Origin of the sequence: Acidisoma sp. S159 (assembly GCF_009766125.1) — a bacterium.
In the GTDB taxonomy this organism is placed as follows: domain Bacteria; phylum Pseudomonadota; class Alphaproteobacteria; order Acetobacterales; family Acetobacteraceae; genus Acidisoma.
The window spans coordinates 3198-4206 of the sequence record NZ_LMUG01000079.1 but is presented as its reverse complement, the minus strand read 5'-3'; the positions used below and the strand labels follow the sequence as shown (position 1 = coordinate 4206).

Genomic DNA, 1009 nt, shown 5'->3' with positions numbered 1-1009 from the left:
TCGGCCGGTGCGAGTTCTCTGCCCGGTTGTTAAGGTAGCGGCTCTCTCGATGCTCGACGTCCGGCAGCACTTCGCGTTTGGCCACACCGTAGCTCTTCAGCTTGTCCGTGATGAGGACGCGTGGCGTATAGTGCAGGCCTTTCAGGAGGCGCTTGAGGAAGCGCTTCGCCGCGGCGCCATCACGGCGGCTCTGCACCAGGATGTCCAGCACGACGCCGTTCTGATCCACGGCGCGCCAGAGATAGCGTAATTCACCCTGAACGCGGATGAACACCTCGTCGAGGTGCCATTTATCACCGGGCCGAGGTCGGCGGCGACGCAGATTGTCGGCGAAGGCTGATCCAAACTTCAGGCACCATTGGCGGACGCTCTCGTAAGAGACGATGACGCCGCGCTCGGCCAGCAGCAGCTCAATATCTCGGAAGCTCAGGCTGAACACGTGATAGAGCCATACGCGTGGCTGATGAGGTCTGCCGGGAAACGGTGGCGATGGTGCGGGCCTGGCGGCTTCTTCATGCCATCATCCTCGCCCAGGCCGTCGCAGACCGCCAGTTAACGTGACAACGCCCCGCCGGGGGAGCGAGCGCCTGAATGGCGGTGGCGACCATGGGGCCGATCCCCGGAATCTCCATCAGCCGTCGCGCGCCCTCATCCTGCTTGGCCCGTGCGGTGATTTCCGCATCCAGGCGATCGATGCGGCCCCGCAGTGCGCGCAGCGTGTCGACCAGGAACTGGAGGCACGAGCGCGCGGACTCGGGCACGAGGGACTCCGAATCCTCGATCTCGACGATCAACCGTTCAACGTGGAACGGCCCCTGGGGAGCCACGACGCCATACTCGCCGAGGTGCCCACGCAGCGCGTTGATCAGCTGGGTCCGCTGTCCGACCAGTAGGTCGCGCACCCGGAACACTGCCGACAGTGCCTGCTTTGCCTCGCTCTTGACGGCCACGAACCGCATCGTCGGGCGCTGCGCGGCCTCGCAGATCGCTTCCGCATCCGCCGCGTCGT

At 65.2% G+C, this 1009-nt stretch carries 1 protein-coding gene and 1 pseudogene; both read right to left on the bottom strand.

Annotation, left to right across the window (positions count from 1 at the left end; genetic code table 11):
- On the bottom strand, nucleotides 1–439 hold a 439-nt coding region (locus GSQ92_RS26060; protein ID WP_216856971.1), incomplete at its 3' end, for an IS6 family transposase.
- A gap of 133 nt (nucleotides 440–572) precedes the next feature.
- Nucleotides 573–1009: pseudogene (locus tag GSQ92_RS26055) on the bottom strand (transposase); the annotation flags it as partial.